This is a genomic window from Enterobacter cloacae complex sp. IR5401 (assembly GCF_049238425.1).
In the GTDB taxonomy this organism is placed as follows: domain Bacteria; phylum Pseudomonadota; class Gammaproteobacteria; order Enterobacterales; family Enterobacteriaceae; genus Enterobacter; species Enterobacter hormaechei_C.
The window spans coordinates 62,800-77,605 of record NZ_JBMKHN010000016.1 but is presented as its reverse complement, the minus strand read 5'-3'; the positions used below and the strand labels follow the sequence as shown (position 1 = coordinate 77,605).

Sequence of the window (14,806 nt, the reverse complement as noted above, 5' to 3'; positions counted from 1 at the left end):
CGCCGTTTTTCAGACTTACTTAGTAATACGACCCTGAGCATCTTTCAGCGCGGCATCGACAGTCTGGCGACCGCTTGCAGCGTTGATGACGGCGGTACGGGTGGCGTACCAGAATGCAGCCATCTGAGGGATGTTCGGCATGATTTCGCCTTTCTGGGCGTTATCCATGGTGGCCGCAATACGTGGATCTTTCGCCAGCTGATCCTGGAAGGATTTCAGCGCAACGGCGCCCAGCGGTTTGTCCTTGTTCACTTCATCCAGACCCTGATCGGTCAGCAGGTAGTTTTCGAGGAACTCTTTCGCCAGCTCTTTGTTCGGGCTGGCGGCGTTGATGCCTGCGCTCAGCACGCCCACGAACGGTTTAGACGGTTTGCCGTTGAAGGTTGGCAGCAGGGTCACGCCGTAGTTGATTTTGCTCTTGTCGATGTTGGTCCAGGCCCACGGACCGTTGATGGTCATCGCGGTTTCGCCTTTGTTGAAAGCCGCTTCCGCGATGGAGTAGTCCGTATCCGCGTTCATGTGTTTGTTCTTAATCAGGTCAACCAGAAAGGTCAGACCTTTTTTCGCGCCCGCACTGTCCACGCCCACGTCTTTCACGTCATATTTGCCGTTTTCAAACTTGAACGCGTAGCCGCCGTCGGCAGCAATCAGCGGCCAGGTGAAATACGGTTCTTGCAGGTTGAACATCAGAGCGGATTTACCCTTCGCCTTCAGCTCTTTATCCAGAGCAGGGATCTCTTCCCAGGTTTTCGGTGGGTTTGGCACCAGGTCTTTGTTGTAAATCAGTGACAGGGCTTCAACCGCGATTGGGTAAGCGATCAGCTTGCCGTTATAGCGAACGGCGTCCCAGGTGAACGGGAACAGTTTGTCCTGGAAGGCTTTGTCTGGCGTAACTTCTGCCAGCAGGCCAGACTGCGCGTAGCCCCCGAAACGGTCATGCGCCCAGAAGATAATGTCCGGACCATCGCCCGTTGCCGCAACCTGCGGGAACTTCTCTTCCAGTTTGTCCGGGTGCTCTACGGTGACTTTGATACCGGTGTCTTTCTCAAATTTTTTGCCCACTTCGGCCAGACCGTTATAGCCCTTGTCGCCGTTAATCCAGATAACCAGCTTACCTTCTTCAATTTTGGCGAGAGCCGGTGCGGAAATCATCATTGCTGCGAGGGCGGACAATGCGAAAACGCGTGCGCCAGTCTTGATCTTCATATCTGCCATCCTTTATTGGTGATGTGCTCGTGGATACATAAGGTGGTTCAACGTGACTCAGTCTCCTTATTTGACATCCTCTTTCCATCCTCCCAGTCCCTACGCCCCACCCCCTGTTTGTGTGATCCCTGTAACATAAATTTAAGTTATGAGTGCTGGCGCACATAAAAACCCACTGAATTTTGCAGGCCGCTTCACGATTTTCGCCTCGGCCCCTCAGCTGCGGTCGCAGAGCCTGCTCTCTCATCCTCCCGCCTCCTCCCCCATAAAAAAGCCGGGGGGTGGAGGATTCACGAAAGTAATGGAACACGCATAGTGAACTTATCTTGAATGTTTCTGTCGGTGACAGGTTGTAACGAAGGGAGAAGGGCATGGCGAGCGTACAGCTGCGTAATGTAACGAAAGCCTGGGGCGACGTAGTGGTGTCAAAAGACATCAATCTGGACATCCACGAAGGTGAATTTGTGGTGTTCGTGGGTCCATCAGGCTGTGGTAAATCGACTCTGCTGCGTATGATTGCCGGTCTTGAAACCATCACCAGGGGCGATTTATTTATTGGTGATACCCGAATGAACGACATCCCGCCAGCTGAACGCGGCGTGGGCATGGTGTTCCAGTCTTATGCGCTTTATCCGCATCTTTCCGTTGCCGAGAACATGTCCTTTGGCCTGAAGCTGGCCGGCGCGAAAAAAGAGACCATTAACCAGCGCGTCACCCAGGTGGCGGAAGTGCTTCAGCTGGCACATCTGCTGGAGCGTAAACCGAAGGCGCTCTCCGGCGGTCAGCGTCAGCGTGTGGCGATCGGCCGTACGCTGGTGGCCGAGCCGCGCGTGTTCCTGCTCGATGAACCTCTCTCTAACCTGGATGCCGCCCTGCGCGTCCAGATGCGTATCGAAATCTCCCGTCTGCACAAACGCCTTGGACGCACGATGATTTACGTCACCCACGATCAGGTCGAAGCGATGACGCTGGCCGACAAAATCGTGGTGCTGGATGCCGGTCGCGTGGCGCAGGTGGGCAAACCGCTGGAGCTGTATCACTACCCGGCAGACCGCTTTGTTGCGGGCTTTATTGGCTCGCCAAAGATGAACTTCCTGCCCGTAAAAGTGACCGCGACGGCAATCGAACAGGTACAGGTGGAGCTGCCAAACCGTCAGCAAGTCTGGCTGCCGGTCGACAGCGCCAACGTACAGGTGGGGGCCAATATGTCCCTCGGTATCCGTCCTGAGCATCTACTGCCAAGCCACATTGCGGATGTGACGCTGGAAGGTGAAGTTCAGGTCGTCGAACAGCTTGGTCACGAAACACAGATTCATATCCAGATCCCCGCCATCCGTCAGAACCTGGTCTACCGCCAGAATGACGTGGTGTTGGTAGAAGAGGGTGCCACATTCGCTATCGGTTTGCCGCCAGAGCGTTGCCATCTGTTCCGTGAGGATGGCACTGCATGTCGTCGGTTGCACAAAGAGCCAGGCGTTTAAGCATTCCAATTACAAAGAAAAGCAATGATCTCAGGAGATAGAATAATGATTACTCTGCGCAAAGTCCCTCTGGCTGTCGCCATTGCGGCAGGCATCCTGTCTGCCCAGGCGGGCGCCGTAGACTTTAAAGGTTATGCTCGTTCCGGCATTGGCTGGACCGGAAGTGGCGGTGAACAACAATGTTTCCAGGCAACAGGCGCACAAAGTAAATACCGTCTCGGTAACGAATGTGAAACCTACGCCGAACTGAAACTGGGCCAGGAAGTGTGGAAAGAAGGCGACAAGAGCTTCTATTTCGACACCAACGTAGCGTACTCCGTTTCTCAACAGAATGACTGGGAATCCACCAGCCCGGCCTTCCGTGAAGCTAACGTGCAGGGTAAAAACCTGATTGAATGGCTGCCAGGCTCTACCATCTGGGCCGGTAAGCGCTTCTATCAGCGTCATGACGTACACATGATCGACTTCTACTACTGGGATATCTCTGGTCCTGGTGCCGGTATTGAAAACATCGATCTGGGCTTTGGTAAACTCTCTCTGGCAGCGACCCGTTCTTCTGAGTCCGGCGGTTCTGCAACCTTCGCCGATCGTGATGCGAACGGCGACCGTATTTATGACAACGTGGTACCAAACGATGTCTTCGACGTCCGTTTAGCCGGTCTGGAAACCAACCCGGGCGGTACGCTGGAGCTGGGCGTTGACTACGGTCATACCAACATTCCTGACGACTACTATCTGCAACCTGGCGCCTCTAAAGATGGCTGGCTGTTCACCGCTGAACACACCCAGAGCATGATGAAAGGATTCAACAAGTTCGTACTGCAATACGGTACGAATTCCATGACCTCTAACGGTAAAGGTATTCCACAGGGCGGCAGCATCGATAACGACGGCTCTATGTGGCGCGTGCTGGACCACGGTGCAATCACCCTGGCAGACCGTTGGGACCTGATGTACGTCGGTATGTACCAGAACATCGATCGTGACAACAACAACGGTACCGAGTGGTGGACCGTGGGTGTTCGTCCAATGTTCAAATGGACGCCGATCATGAGCACCTTGCTGGAAGTGGGCTACGACAACGTTAAGTCTCAGAAAACTGACGACAAAAACAGCCAGTACAAAATCACCCTGGCACAGCAATGGCAGGCAGGCGACAGCATCTGGTCCCGTCCGGCTATCCGTGTCTTCGCAACCTACGCGAAGTGGGATGAGAAATGGGGCTATGCAAACAACGACTCAGGTGCAGGTTACACCTCTGGCGTAGCGTATAGCGACACCTCCGCGAAAACCTTCAGCCGTGGCGACAACGATGAGTGGACCTTCGGCGCCCAGATGGAAATCTGGTGGTAATTCGTCGAGCCTGACGTAATGACCTGAAAAGAGGGGCGTAAGCCCCTCTCTCCTTAGGGTGCTGCGCGCTATTGCCTGGCCACCGCAGTGCTCACGCTATCAGAGGTAATAACAATGAAAATGAAGAAAAGTCTCGTCGCGCTGTGCCTCTCTGCGGGGCTGTTGGCCTGTGCGCCTGCGCTCACCTATGCAGATGTGAATTTTGTTCCTCAAAATACCAGTGCTGCGCCAGCTATTCCGGCTGCGGCTCTTCAGCAACTGGTGTGGACGCCAGTTGATCAGTCGAAAACTCAAACCACGCAGCTTGCCGCTGGCGGTCAGTCGCTGAACGTGCCGGGTATCAGCGGTCCGGTTGCGGCTTTCAGCGTGCCGGCGAATATCGGCGAGCTGACCCTGACGTTAACCAGTGAAGTCAATAAACAGACCAGCGTCTTCGCGCCTAACGTGCTGATCCTCGATCAGAGCATGACGCCATCCGCATTCTTCCCAAGCGACTATTTCAGCTATCAGGAGCCTGGCGTCATGAGTGCCGATCGGCTGGAAGGCGTTATGCGCCTGACGCCAGCCCTGGGTCAGCAGAAGATTTATGTCCTGGTGTTCACGACTGAAAAAGATCTGCAACAGACAACGAAGCTGGTTGATCCGGCGAAAGCCTACGCAAAAGGCACCGGTAACGCTGTCCCGGATATCCCGGATCCGCATGCTCGCCATACTACCGACGGCCTGATCAAGCTGAAAGTCTCCACCAACAGCGCCTCCAGCGTACTCGTAGGCCCGCTGTTTGGCTCATCTGGCCCGGGGCCGGTAACGGTGGGTAATACTGCCGCGCCTGTGTATGCCGCGCCAGCCGCAACACCGGCCGCGGCTCCGGCCCCGGCGAAAAAAGCCGAGCCGGTGCTTAACGATACTGAAACGTACTTTAACAACGCCATCAAGCAGGCAGTTAAAAACGGCGATGTCGATAAAGCGCTGAAACTGCTTGATGAAGCCGAGCGTTTAGGTTCAACCACTGCCCGTTCCACCTTTATCAGCAGTGTAAAAGGCAAGGGGTAACCGTCTCCCCACAGTGCTGATTTTGTTAGTCGTTTGGTGCGCCTTCGCGGGCGCACTTTTTTTGGCTAAGTTGCACCATTGTTGCGATAGTGATCGTTAAATTCTGTTTGTCCGTCCTCATTTTGCCAATCTGCGATACAATGCTTTTACGTTATGTATCGGAGAGTCTGGCATGTCACACCCCGCGCTCACGCAGCTGCGTGCGCTACGCTATTTCGACCACATCCCTGCGCTTGACCCGGAACAGCTGGACTGGCTGCTGCTGGAAGATTCCATGACAAAACGTTTTGAGCAACAGGGTAAAACGGTCACGGTGACGATGATTCAGGAAGGGTTTGTCTCGCCTGCGGAGATTGCCAGCGAGCTGCCGCTGCTGCCGCAGGAAGAACGCTACTGGCTGCGTGAAATTTTACTCTGTGCGGATGGCGAGCCGTGGCTTGCCGGGCGGACGGTGGTTCCTGAGTCTACACTTTCCGGGCCGGAGCTGGCATTGCAACGCCTCGGCAAAACGCCCCTGGGGCGCTATCTGTTCACCTCGTCTGAACTGACCCGTGATTTTATTGAAATTGGTTGCGATGCCGATTTGTGGGGGCGCCGTTCCCGCCTTCGTTTGAGTGGCAAGCCGTTAATACTGACGGAACTCTTTTTGCCTGCATCGCCGTTGTACTAAGAGGGAGAGAAAATGGAGTGGAGTCTGACGCAGAATAAGCTGCTGGCCTATCACCGCCTGATGCGTACTGATAAACCCATTGGCGCGCTGCTGCTACTGTGGCCGACCTTATGGGCGCTGTGGGTTGCCACGCCGGGCGTGCCGCCGCTGTGGATCCTGGCGGTGTTTGTGGCGGGTGTCTGGCTGATGCGCGCTGCGGGTTGTGTGGTCAACGACTATGCTGACCGGAAATTTGATGGACATGTTAAGCGCACCGCGAATCGTCCTCTGCCGAGCGGTCAGGTGACCGGGAAAGAGGCGCGCATTCTGTTTGTGGTGCTGGTGCTTCTCTCTTTCATGCTGGTGTTAACCCTTAACACCATGACCATTCTACTGTCCGTTGCGGCTCTGGCGCTGGCCTGGGTTTACCCGTTCATGAAGCGATACACCCATCTGCCGCAGGTGGTATTGGGTGCGGCATTTGGCTGGTCGATTCCCATGGCGTTTGCCGCGGTCAGCGAGTCCGTTCCGCTCAGCTGCTGGCTGATGTTCCTGGCGAATATTCTCTGGGCCGTTGCGTACGATACCCAATACGCGATGGTCGATCGCGATGACGATCTCAAGATTGGCATCAAATCGACGGCGATCCTGTTTGGTCGTCACGACAAGCTGATCATCGGCATATTACAGGTGGCGGTGCTGGCGCTGATGGTGGCGATTGGTCGCCTGAACGGGCTGAACTGGGAGTTTTACTGGTCCGTACTGGTGGCGGGGCTGCTGTTTGCGTATCAGCAGAAGCTGATCGCGAAGCGCGAGCGTGAAGCCTGCTTTAAAGCGTTTCTGAATAATAACTACGTCGGGCTGGTGCTGTTTCTGGGCCTGGCGATGAGTTACTGGTCATAAAAAAGCCGGGTGGCGGCTTCGCCTTACCCGGCCTACGATTTAGCGGAACATGTAGACCGGGTAAGCGTTAGCGTCACCCGGCTTTAGCATCATTCGCCCTGCGTCGAACTCTCAATCGTTAAACGCACATCCGCGGTAATCAGCTCTGCCAGCATCTGGTAAACCTTCATCGTCTCTTCCGGCTCGGCATCGCCCGTATCGCTAATGTACCCTTCGTCGCGCAGCGTCAGCACCAGGGAGCTGAATACCGCTTTGTCGAAGAATTCCGGGGCGTTAATGCCATGCAGAACGGAGAGGCGCTGGGCCAGCGTCCGGCTCTCTTTTTCCAGCGTACCGCGGTTGATGGACGGATTTGCACTCAGCAACCAGAAGGTAATGGCGTAGCGCTGCAACGTCTCACGCGCACCGGAAGCCAGGAGCTGCAAGGTACGTGAACGTGACGGATTGATATGCAGTTCATCATCACTGATGGTAATCAGCCCCTGACGATGCATCTCTGCCGTCATTTTATCGAGCTCTGCCGCCAGTTCATCCTTACTCCAGCGCAGGAACAGCTCCGCTTTCAGCATCGGGTAGATGGCCTGAATATGGCGCAGCAGCTCCTGACGCGAAATACGGCGGTGCTGGGTAATAATGGCCGCCATCAGCGACGGCAGCATCAGCATGTGCGTGATGTTATTACGGTAGTAGGTCATCAGCACGGCCTGCTCGCGCGGCAGAATGATGATGTCACCAATCGTATCTTTCTCGACTTCGAACTTGTTCATCTGCAACGCGTGATCGATCAGCTCGCTGGCGGTGGCAGACGGCACGGTCGAATCCACGGAATACGGCACGTTGCGCATGATATCCAGGTAGCAGTCAATCTGCTCGGTCAGCTGTTCGCGGGTCAGTGAACGCTGGCGAGAGGCCAGAAGCGCAGTACAACACAGGTTCATGGCGTTTGCCGCACCAGCATTGTTGATGCGTACCATCAGCTCGGATGCAATGCCGTTGACCGTTGGCGTCAGCCAGGCCGGACGTACCGCTTCGATAGGATCGATAGACTCGCGCCACTCCGGAACATGATGGTTCAGATATGTCATCAGCGGCAGGGGCTCGCCAAAGTTCACGTATCCCTGGCCGAGGTTGCGCAATTTACTCAGCCCACGCAGCATCTGCGGCAGACTCTCTTTCTCTTTAGTCGCACCGCGCAGCTCTTTCGCGTAGGTGCCCACTTCCATCACGTGTTCATAACCGATGTAAATCGGCACCAGCGTGATAGGACGGGTACCGCCACGCAGCATGGCCTGAATGGTCATCGACAGCGTGCCGGTCTTTGGATCGAGCAGACGACCGGTACGCGAGCGACCGCCTTCAACAAAGTACTCCACAGAATAACCGCGGCTGAACAGCTCGCCCAGATACTCCCTGAAGACGGTGGAGTAAAGCTTGTTACCTTTAAAGGTACGACGAATGAAGAACGCACCCAGACGGCGGAAAATCGGGCCTGCTGGCCAGAAGTTCAGGTTGATACCGGCAGCAATATGCGGTGGCACCAACCCCTGGTGATAGAGCACGTAAGAGAGCAACAAGTAGTCCATGTGGCTGCGGTGGCAGGGCACATAGACAATCTCGTGGCCGTCGTGCGCTAACTGACGCACGCGTTCGGCGTTGTGGACGTTAATCCCCTGATAGAGGCGGTTCCACGTGAAGCCGAGGATACGGTCAGAGAGGCGAATCATCTCGTAGGAGAAGTTCGCGGCGATCTCTTCCATCAGCGCGATTGCGTTCTGCTGCGCTTTCTCGTGCGAAATTTTCTTGCTGCGCGCTTCGTCTTCTACGGCACGGGCAATCGCTTTGGAAGCCAGCAGCTTGTTGAACAGATCCTGACGTGCCGGGAGACGTGGTCCAACGGCCGCCAGACGCTGACGTGCAAAGTGCATACGCGCAACGCGCGCCAGCTTTTGCGCAATGATTTTGTCAGTGCCGTGTTCATCCGCCATGCGGCGCAGTGAAACGGAAGGTGAGAAGCGGACAAAACTGTCGCGTCCCAGCCAGGAGACGGCGAAAAACTTCTGAATGCCGTTGAGCATACGCAGCGGCGGGTTCTCTTCCCCTTTTTCGCGCCCCGGACGACGGCCAAACATCACCGACACCGGCACCATCTGCACGTCCAGATCGGGGTTGCTGCGGTGCAGATCGAGGTAATCATGGAACAGCTTAATGGACTCTTCTTTCGGCGTGTAATAGGTGAACACGCGCGGCCCGCCATGGATGAACACGTAGCGTGGCAGCAGCGTACCGTCGACTTCCAGCGGTTCAAGTGGGTCAGGTAAATCGTGCGCCAGACATTGAGCGCGAAGCGTCAGCAGGTCTGCCTTCGAGTTATAAGGCAAAACGTACATAATAGGGCGCGACGTATCGAGCCCTAATTCCAGCGCAGGTTCTTCTGGGATAGACTTACTTTTTACCAGGACGCTTAATGGTAAATTAAGTAATTTGTAGTAAATTCGTGGCCAGCCGGACATAAACGATGTAAAGCCTCTGGTTAATAATGCAATTGCGGCGCAAGGATAACAGAAAGCGCGCAAAATTTCTGTTGTTACCCGTCATACTTCAGGTTGCAGCAAAACGCGCTGCGGCTTTAGTTACAGACGCTATTTATCATAAAAGGTTCTTTTAATGGCCAATAATACCACTGGGTTAACTCGAATCATCAAAGCTGCCGGTTATTCATGGAAAGGTTTCCGCGCTGCATGGGTTAATGAAGCCGCTTTCCGCCAGGAGGCGGTTGCTGCAATCGTTGCCGTTGTCATCGCCTGCTTCCTTGATGTTGATGCTATCACCCGCGTACTACTCATCGGATCTGTCCTTCTGGTGATGATAGTGGAAATTCTTAATAGCGCTATTGAGGCCGTTGTTGACCGAATCGGGTCGGAATTCCATGAATTGTCTGGCCGGGCGAAAGACATGGGTTCCGCTGCCGTACTGCTGGCGATTATCACTGCGGCGATCACCTGGGTCACGCTGCTTTGGTCGCATTTCCGATGAGCCTCGAGGAATAATTAAGTCCCTGGTTTTTTGTGCAGTTTTTGGTTCCAAAATCGCCTTTGACTGTATATACTCACAGCATAACTGTATATACACCCAGGGGGCGGTATGAAAGCGTTAACGACCAGGCAGCAAGAGGTGTTTGATCTCATTCGGGATCATATCGGCCAGACGGGTATGCCACCCACGCGTGCAGAAATTGCGCAGCGTCTGGGCTTCCGTTCTCCTAATGCTGCCGAAGAGCACCTTAAAGCGCTGGCGCGTAAGGGCGTGATTGAGATTGTTTCCGGCGCCTCACGCGGTATTCGTCTGCTGGTGGAAGAAGAGAGCGGTATTCCGCTGGTGGGTCGCGTAGCGGCAGGTGAACCTCTGCTGGCGCAGCAGCACATCGAAGGGCACTATCAGGTTGATCCAGGCATGTTCAAGCCGAGCGCCGATTTCCTGCTGCGCGTTAGCGGAATGTCCATGAAAGATATCGGTATTCTGGATGGCGATCTGCTGGCGGTACACAAAACGCAGGACGTGCGTAACGGGCAAGTCGTGGTGGCGCGCATTGATGATGAAGTGACGGTTAAGCGCCTGAAAAAACAAGGCAATACTGTGCAGCTTCTGCCTGAAAATAATGAATTCTCCCCGATTGTGGTGGATCTCCGCGAGCAGAGCTTCTCTATTGAAGGGCTGGCGGTCGGCGTTATCCGCAACGGTGAATGGCTGTAATCTCTTCCTGACAGGCTGTAGTTCCTCTACAGCCTGGCCTGTTTTCTGATTCCGGTAATTTCCATGGCATTGCTAACTTCTGCCGATAAGGCGTTGTGGCGTCTTGCGCTACCGATGATTTTTTCCAATATTACCGTTCCTCTGCTTGGGCTGGTGGATACGGCGGTTATCGGGCATCTCGATTCGCCGATTTATCTCGGCGGCGTCGCGATCGGCGCAACGGCGACCAGCTTCCTCTTTATGCTGCTGCTTTTTCTGCGCATGAGTACGACAGGCCTGACTGCTCAGGCGTATGGTGCAAAAGATCCCCTGCGTCTGGCGCGTGCGCTGGTTCAGCCGCTTATTCTGGCATTCGGTGCTGGCGCGTTAATTGTTCTGTTGCGTACGCCGCTGATTGATCTTGCGCTCCATATTGTGGGCGGCAGCGATGCCGTACTGGAACAGGCCCGGCGGTTCCTCGAAATTCGCTGGCTCAGCGCGCCCGCTTCACTGGCAAACCTGGTCCTGCTGGGCTGGCTGCTGGGCGTGCAGTACGCCCGCGCGCCGGTGATCCTGCTGGTGGTAGGCAACCTGCTTAACGTTATGCTCGATCTGTGGCTGGTGATGGGGCTGCACATGAACGTCCGGGGCGCGGCGCTGGCCACGGCAATTGCCGAGTACGGTACGCTGCTGATCGGTTTGGGGATGGTCTGGCGCGTGCTGGCGATGCGCGGTATCACCCTGGATCTGCTGAAATCGGCCTGGCGCGGCAACATTCGTAAGCTGCTGGCGCTTAATCGCGACATCATGCTCCGTTCTCTCCTGCTGCAACTCTGCTTTGGCGCCTTAACCGTTTTTGGTGCGCGTCTTGGGCCTGAGATCGTTGCCGTCAACGCAGTGCTCATGACGTTACTGACCTTTACCGCTTACGCGCTGGATGGTTTTGCTTACGCCGTCGAGGCGCATTCAGGGCAGGCCTATGGCGCGCGTGAAAGCGGCCAGTTACGTGAAGTCTGGCGTGCTGCCTGTCGTCAGGCGGGTCTGGCGGCGCTGGCCTTTGCTCTGGTATACGCCTGTTTTGGTGGGCATATTGTCGCACTACTCACCTCGTTGCCCGCGCTACGTGAGCTGGCCGATCGCTACATCCTCTGGCAGGTAGTATTACCGGTGGTGGGTGTGTGGTGCTATTTGCTGGACGGCATGTTTATTGGTGCGACGCGAGGGGCGGAGATGCGCAACAGCATGGCCGTCGCGGCGGCGGGGTTTGGCCTGACGCTGCTGACCCTGCCGTATCTCGGCAATCATGGTCTGTGGCTGGCGCTGGCGGTGTTTCTCTCACTGCGTGGCCTTTCGCTGGCCGTTATCTGGCATCGTCACTGGCGAAACAATACCTGGTTTCCAGCCCCGCACGATATATCGTAACGGTTAAAGATTCCGAATATAAAAACAACTACCGAATCCTTAACTACAATAATAATCACGTCCAGCAGAAAAGAACGTAGCGGGCGATACTCATAGACGCTTAACACGAGGACACGATTATGAATAAAGACGAAATCGGCGGCAACTGGAAGCAATTCAAAGGTAAAGCGAAAGAACAGTGGGGTAAGCTGACAGATGACGATATGACCGTCATTGAAGGTAAGCGCGATCAGCTGGTAGGTAAAATCCAGGAGCGCTACGGTTACGAAAAAGATCAGGCGGAAAACGAAGTCAAAGACTGGGAAACCCGTAACGACTACCGCTGGTAACCGGTACTATCCCCAAGGGCGGCCCTGAGCCGCCTTTTTCTTTGGCTTTAACGCGGCTTTTTCTTCACCAGGATAGAGTGATCGTGCTGACAGTCATCCTGATGACGGCATGACTCCACCTCCACGCAGGCAGAACATAAGCCGTGGGCTTCAATCACGTTATGTCGCAGCGCAAAGCCCATTCTGGCTGCCAGCGTATGCATAATATCTTCCACACCTTCCGCACACTCTTCCTTCACCCCACCACAGCGATCGCAGATAAACATGGCGGACGTGTGAGTTGGCTGGTCAAAAAGATGGCACAGCACATAGCTGTTTGTTGATTCCACTTTATGCACAAATCCTTGCTCCAGCAGAAAATCCAGCGCCCGATAAACGGTCGGCGGTTTTGCCTGCGGCTCGCTTTCACGCAGCAGATCGAGCAGATCGTAGGCGCTGATGGCGCCCTGTTGCAGGCTCATCAGACGCAGTACCTCAAGGCGCTGCGGGGTCAGGCGCACATTGCGTTGCGCGCACAGCTTTTCAGCTTGCGCTAACAGCTCTTTTGTGGACTTGTCCATCGGGCACCTCGGATGTGGTAAGGGGTGAAAACTCTCACTTTATCATGTTCTGCTAAAAACACCGAGATCCGCCAGGCTGTGCTATACCTGACGCATCGTAAATCAGGAGATCGCAAAATGAAAAGACCTGACTGTATTCGGCACTGGCGGGACGTGGAAGGCGCTGATGACGCAACGTATCCTGACAGCAACGAACGTTTTTCTGTTGGCGCGCCGCTGGCCCGCAGGTTGGGTCTCGGCCGCATTGGCATTCACCATGAACGGCTGCCACCCGGACGCCGTACGTCTTATCCGCATGCGGAAAGCGACGAAGAGGAGTTTGTTTACGTTCTGGAGGGTTACCCTGAGGCCTGGATCAATGGCTATTTATGGAAGCTCGAACCCGGAGACAGCGTGGGATTTCCAGCCGGGACGGGCGTGTGTCACACCTTTATCAACAATACCGATGAAGAGGTGCGCTTACTGGTGGTGGGTGAGGCCAATAAAAAACATAACCGTATCTACTATCCGCTCAATCCGGTGTATGCCGCGACGCGCGAAGACCGCTGGGTCGATCATCCGCCTCAGTTTTTTGGGCCGCACGATGGAAAACCTGGGCGAAAATAATTTCCTCTTCTATAAATATTGATGGTCGTCACATATTACAACAGGCCGGGATGGAATTTAACTTAAGGAAATAGCGGGTCTTTTTGCACTTATTCACAGCAATAGTTCGTTCCTGTTTGGGTGATAACAGACAGGGTTAACTAATAACAAACTATTTACGAGCACACTGTGAAAAAACATTTTAAATTTTCGATGGTTAGCATCGCTGTCTCCTTTTTTATGGCAAATCAGGCGGGAGCAGCCAATACCTGGACGGAAGCGCGTAGCGACGCAATGGGCGGAACGGGTGTCGCGGCAGGGAGCTATGGCAGCGGGGCGTTAATCAACCCCGCGTTGCTGGCAAAATCTAAGCCCGAGGATGATGTGACGGTTATTTTGCCGTCCGTTGGCGTGCAGGTGACCGATGAAGACAATCTTCAGGACGAGATTGATACCATTAACGACAAAATCAATCATTACAAGGATGTGGTTGATAGTCTGACCCCCATTGAAGTTATCACCAATCCATTAGGTTCGATCAATCAGTTCCAGGGCGCAGCGAAAGATCTCGCTGATGAACTGGACTACCTGAAAGGCAAGACCGCACACGCCACCGCAGGGGCGGGGATTGCCGTCAGTATCCCTAACGATGTTCTTTCCGTGGCCTTTATGGCAAAAGGCTATGCCCATGGCCGGGTCAGCTCTTCAATCGATCAGCAGGACATTGATTATCTGCGCGGTATACAACGAAGCGATGCGGTGGCTGCCGGTGTGGCGCTGGATGCCGCGCTAAACGGTACCGATCAGATCACCAAAAACCTTAACTCTACGGCGTCTGGTCGGGCGGCGATTGTGTCCGACTACGGTATTGCGGTGGCCCGTCAGTTCGATCTTGGCGGCGTTCCGGTTTCCGTTGGCGTCACGCCGAAGTTGCAAAAAACCTGGCTCTATAACTACACCACCTCAATCTACGATTACGACAGTAATAAGTGGAACGACAGCCGCTACCGTACCGACGACACTGGCTTCAACGTCGATGCCGGTATTGCGGCTGATTTCGGTGAAAACTGGACGGTCGGTGTGAGCGGACAAAACCTGATGTCGCGCGATATCGATACCAAAGATATCCGCATTCGCAACGGACGCACGGGAGAGGTAGTGAGTTATAAAGACACCTATCAGATCCGTCCGCTGGTCACTGCCGGGGCCGCCTGGCATAACGATCTGGTCACGCTTACCGCAGACGGCGATCTGACCGAAACCAAGGGCTTTAAAAGCGAAGACACCTCCCAGTACGTTGGCGTCGGTGCCGAAGTCACGCCGCTGAGCTGGCTGGCAGTACGCGCCGGTTATCGTGCGGATATGAAAGGGAACGACAGCAACGTCTTTACCGGCGGTGTCGGTTTCGCGCCGTTCAACGCCGTCCACGTTGACCTGATGGGGCTTTATGGCGAAGACGAGACCTGGGGCGCAGGGGCACAGTTGAGCATGACGTTCTAAAGTCCACCGGAGGCGCTGCGCCTCCGGCTTTTCTTT

At 54.9% G+C, this 14,806-nt stretch carries 14 protein-coding genes; 11 read left to right on the top strand and 3 right to left on the bottom strand.

Features of this window, described 5'->3' with window-relative positions:
• Positions 1 to 15: 15 nt before the first annotated feature.
• Positions 16 to 1,206, bottom strand: a complete 1,191-nt coding sequence (gene malE, locus ACOTX1_RS19785; RefSeq protein ID WP_003860330.1) for a maltose/maltodextrin ABC transporter substrate-binding protein MalE — start codon at positions 1,204 to 1,206, stop codon at positions 16 to 18.
• A 371-nt stretch (positions 1,207 to 1,577) separates the two neighbouring features.
• Between malE and malK the strand changes: the two genes are divergently transcribed.
• The 5 genes from malK to ubiA all read left to right on the top strand — a co-directional run bounded on the left by malK (position 1,578) and on the right by ubiA (position 6,645).
• Positions 1,578 to 2,687: a maltose/maltodextrin ABC transporter ATP-binding protein MalK gene (gene malK, locus ACOTX1_RS19780; protein WP_023324007.1), complete on the top strand. Its 1,110-nt coding sequence runs from the start codon at positions 1,578 to 1,580 to the stop codon at positions 2,685 to 2,687.
• A gap of 42 nt (positions 2,688 to 2,729) precedes the next feature.
• The gene (locus tag ACOTX1_RS19775) at positions 2,730 to 4,040 is read left to right on the top strand and encodes a maltoporin (RefSeq protein ID WP_032634642.1); all 1,311 of its coding nucleotides are present in this window, start codon (positions 2,730 to 2,732) and stop codon (positions 4,038 to 4,040) included.
• 114 nt (positions 4,041 to 4,154) lie between these two features.
• Entirely contained in the window at positions 4,155 to 5,093 is a 939-nt protein-coding gene (gene malM / locus ACOTX1_RS19770; RefSeq protein WP_003860327.1) for a maltose operon protein MalM, read from the top strand.
• Between the two features lie 172 nt (positions 5,094 to 5,265).
• The gene (gene ubiC / locus ACOTX1_RS19765; RefSeq protein WP_022646736.1) at positions 5,266 to 5,763 is read left to right on the top strand and encodes a chorismate lyase; all 498 of its coding nucleotides are present in this window, start codon (positions 5,266 to 5,268) and stop codon (positions 5,761 to 5,763) included.
• A gap of 12 nt (positions 5,764 to 5,775) precedes the next feature.
• On the top strand, positions 5,776 to 6,645 hold the full coding sequence (gene ubiA, locus ACOTX1_RS19760; protein WP_023315219.1) for a 4-hydroxybenzoate octaprenyltransferase: 870 nt from the start codon (positions 5,776 to 5,778) through the stop codon (positions 6,643 to 6,645).
• 89 nt (positions 6,646 to 6,734) lie between these two features.
• Here ubiA and plsB read toward each other — a convergent pair whose 3' ends face one another.
• Complete coding sequence (gene plsB, locus ACOTX1_RS19755) at positions 6,735 to 9,155, bottom strand: glycerol-3-phosphate 1-O-acyltransferase PlsB (protein ID WP_023315220.1); 2,421 nt, start codon at positions 9,153 to 9,155, stop codon at positions 6,735 to 6,737.
• Between the two features lie 154 nt (positions 9,156 to 9,309).
• Between plsB and ACOTX1_RS19750 the strand changes: the two genes are divergently transcribed.
• From ACOTX1_RS19750 to ACOTX1_RS19735, 4 genes are all read left to right on the top strand, one after another.
• On the top strand, positions 9,310 to 9,678 hold the full coding sequence (locus ACOTX1_RS19750; protein WP_017382619.1) for a diacylglycerol kinase: 369 nt from the start codon (positions 9,310 to 9,312) through the stop codon (positions 9,676 to 9,678).
• 108 nt (positions 9,679 to 9,786) lie between these two features.
• Positions 9,787 to 10,395 carry a transcriptional repressor LexA gene (lexA, locus tag ACOTX1_RS19745; RefSeq protein WP_003860318.1) on the top strand — a complete coding sequence of 203 codons (609 nt, stop codon included), beginning with the start codon at positions 9,787 to 9,789 and terminating at the stop codon, positions 10,393 to 10,395.
• A 63-nt stretch (positions 10,396 to 10,458) separates the two neighbouring features.
• Positions 10,459 to 11,796 carry an MATE family efflux transporter DinF gene (gene dinF, locus ACOTX1_RS19740; protein ID WP_263522592.1) on the top strand — a complete coding sequence of 446 codons (1,338 nt, stop codon included), beginning with the start codon at positions 10,459 to 10,461 and terminating at the stop codon, positions 11,794 to 11,796.
• A gap of 119 nt (positions 11,797 to 11,915) precedes the next feature.
• The gene (locus tag ACOTX1_RS19735) at positions 11,916 to 12,125 is read left to right on the top strand and encodes a CsbD family protein (RefSeq protein WP_003860314.1); all 210 of its coding nucleotides are present in this window, start codon (positions 11,916 to 11,918) and stop codon (positions 12,123 to 12,125) included.
• A 47-nt stretch (positions 12,126 to 12,172) separates the two neighbouring features.
• Here ACOTX1_RS19735 and zur read toward each other — a convergent pair whose 3' ends face one another.
• The gene (gene zur, locus ACOTX1_RS19730) at positions 12,173 to 12,685 is read right to left on the bottom strand and encodes a zinc uptake transcriptional repressor Zur (protein ID WP_023315222.1); all 513 of its coding nucleotides are present in this window, start codon (positions 12,683 to 12,685) and stop codon (positions 12,173 to 12,175) included.
• A 117-nt stretch (positions 12,686 to 12,802) separates the two neighbouring features.
• Here zur and ACOTX1_RS19725 point away from each other — a divergent pair, with 117 nt between their 5' ends.
• Both ACOTX1_RS19725 and traF read left to right on the top strand, forming a co-directional pair.
• Complete coding sequence (locus ACOTX1_RS19725) at positions 12,803 to 13,291, top strand: cupin domain-containing protein (RefSeq protein WP_017382621.1); 489 nt, start codon at positions 12,803 to 12,805, stop codon at positions 13,289 to 13,291.
• Between the two features lie 192 nt (positions 13,292 to 13,483).
• Positions 13,484 to 14,770 carry a conjugal transfer protein TraF gene (gene traF / locus ACOTX1_RS19720; protein ID WP_153647855.1) on the top strand — a complete coding sequence of 429 codons (1,287 nt, stop codon included), beginning with the start codon at positions 13,484 to 13,486 and terminating at the stop codon, positions 14,768 to 14,770.
• Positions 14,771 to 14,806: the final 36 nt, after the last annotated feature.

Coding starts and splice junctions, on each gene's coding strand:
- malE (WP_003860330.1), bottom strand. CDS start 1,206: ATGAAGATCAAGACTGGCGCACGCGTTTTCGCATTGTCCGCCCTCGCA.
- malK (WP_023324007.1), top strand. CDS start 1,578: ATGGCGAGCGTACAGCTGCGTAATGTAACGAAAGCCTGGGGCGACGTA.
- malM (WP_003860327.1), top strand. CDS start 4,155: ATGAAAATGAAGAAAAGTCTCGTCGCGCTGTGCCTCTCTGCGGGGCTG.
- ubiC (WP_022646736.1), top strand. CDS start 5,266: ATGTCACACCCCGCGCTCACGCAGCTGCGTGCGCTACGCTATTTCGAC.
- ubiA (WP_023315219.1), top strand. CDS start 5,776: ATGGAGTGGAGTCTGACGCAGAATAAGCTGCTGGCCTATCACCGCCTG.
- plsB (WP_023315220.1), bottom strand. CDS start 9,155: ATGTCCGGCTGGCCACGAATTTACTACAAATTACTTAATTTACCATTA.
- ACOTX1_RS19750 (WP_017382619.1), top strand. CDS start 9,310: ATGGCCAATAATACCACTGGGTTAACTCGAATCATCAAAGCTGCCGGT.
- lexA (WP_003860318.1), top strand. CDS start 9,787: ATGAAAGCGTTAACGACCAGGCAGCAAGAGGTGTTTGATCTCATTCGG.
- dinF (WP_263522592.1), top strand. CDS start 10,459: ATGGCATTGCTAACTTCTGCCGATAAGGCGTTGTGGCGTCTTGCGCTA.
- ACOTX1_RS19735 (WP_003860314.1), top strand. CDS start 11,916: ATGAATAAAGACGAAATCGGCGGCAACTGGAAGCAATTCAAAGGTAAA.
- zur (WP_023315222.1), bottom strand. CDS start 12,685: ATGGACAAGTCCACAAAAGAGCTGTTAGCGCAAGCTGAAAAGCTGTGC.
- ACOTX1_RS19725 (WP_017382621.1), top strand. CDS start 12,803: ATGAAAAGACCTGACTGTATTCGGCACTGGCGGGACGTGGAAGGCGCT.
- traF (WP_153647855.1), top strand. CDS start 13,484: ATGGTTAGCATCGCTGTCTCCTTTTTTATGGCAAATCAGGCGGGAGCA.